Source organism: Nocardia sp. NPDC088792, assembly GCF_044750615.1.
Taxonomy (GTDB): domain Bacteria; phylum Actinomycetota; class Actinomycetes; order Mycobacteriales; family Mycobacteriaceae; genus Nocardia.
In genome coordinates this window covers 1-1,538 of the sequence record NZ_JBIVKC010000018.1, presented here as the reverse complement: position 1 = coordinate 1,538, position 1,538 = coordinate 1, and the positions used below count along the sequence as shown (strand labels likewise).

Here is a 1,538-nt window from a genome sequence, read left to right as displayed (position 1 = left end):
CGACTCAACAACAACAGGCTCCGCACACCGTGCCGAGCAACCAGATGCCGAGCAACCACCTGGCCCAGACCACCGGTACCACCAGTGATCAGCACAGTTCCGATGACGTTCAATAAAGTCTCATCGGATTCGGGGAGTCTGGTCAGGCGCGGGCACCGGAATGTGCCCTCGCGGTGGATGAGCTGTGGTTCGCCGGTCGCGAGCGAGCCTGCCAGCAGCTTGGCGTTGAGTTCGACGCCCAGCTCTAGGTCAAGCAGGACGAAGCGATCGGGGTCCTCTGTCTGTGCGGACCGCACAAACCCCCAGATCGCAGCGGCGGCCAGGTCAGGCGCCTTAGCAATTGCACCGCGGGTCACGACCACGATTCGGTCGCCGGTGCAGCCCTGCAGGGTACGCAGAACGTTGGCGACGGTGGCGTGCACAGAACGCAGAACGTCGGTGGGGTCCGTGGCGATATCCAACACCAGGACGCCGGGCGGCGCCTCGGTGAGGTGGTCGGTCACGACGGTGAAGTCGACCGGCTGCCCTGCAGTGTCCATCGGAGGGATGTCGGTCCAGGTGACGGCGAGCATCGCACCGGGCAGCGGCGTCCCGGACAGCGTCTGTGGTGTGAGCGGGCGCAACACAAGTTCACCAATGGACAGCACAGGGAAGCCGTCCTGGTCCACGATGAGCACGGATACCGAGCTGGGGCCGGTGCGAGTGAGTCGCACACGAACGGCAGTGGCGCCGGAGGCGTGCAGGGTGACGTCAGTGAAACTGAACGGGAGGAAACCGTGCTCGGTCGGTTCGAGCGCCGCAAACGCCGCCGGATGGAGAGCCGCGTCCAGCAGGGCTGGGTGGATGCCGTAGTCCGCGGCCGCATCACGTTCTACTTCCGGCAGTGTGATCTCGGCATAGACATGGCCATTTTGCTGCCAGGCGGCTGTGAGCCCTTGGAACACCGGACCGTATTCGAAGCCCGATCCGGCGAGATCGTGGTAAAAGTCGCCGATATCCAGGGCTGTGCTGCCCGCCGGCGGCCAGTCCGCACTGAGCGGAGCGACCGTCAGAGCATCGCGGCAGGTAGTAGCGGTGGCATGCAAGGCCCATGGGTCGTCGTGGCCTGGACGTGCATAGACCTCGATGTTCTCCCGGGTCATGGCGACCTGGAGCTGGATGTAGCCATCTACAGGGAAGACCAGCGGGGTATGCACGACCAGTTCGGCCAGGGCACCCGCCTCGGCGAAGTCAGCAGCGTGGATCGCGAGCTCAAGGAAGCCTGTACCAGGGAAAACGACGGTGCCGTGCACAGCATGATCGGCGAGCCAGGGCGCGGTCTGCAGCGACAGGCGCGCGGTGATCAGAATGGTGTCCGAGGTGGCCACTGAAACGACTGCACCGAGTAGCGGGTGCCGGGCGGAGACAAGCCCCGCCCCAGTGACGTCTCCGGTGAAGACCAAAGGTTTGGGCCAGTAGTGGCGGTGTTGGAAAGCATAAGCAGGCAAATCAACCCAGCCGGTCCGCTGCCCCGCGAACAACACACCCCAATCCACAGC

1 protein-coding gene is annotated in these 1,538 nt (G+C 64.6%); it reads right to left on the bottom strand.

Annotation, left to right across the window (positions count from 1 at the left end; all coding sequences use genetic code 11):
• On the bottom strand, positions 1-1,367 hold a 1,367-nt coding region (locus tag ACIP5Y_RS47945; protein ID WP_400360524.1), incomplete at its 3' end, for a polyketide synthase dehydratase domain-containing protein.
• Between the last annotated feature and the right edge of the window lie 171 nt (positions 1,368-1,538).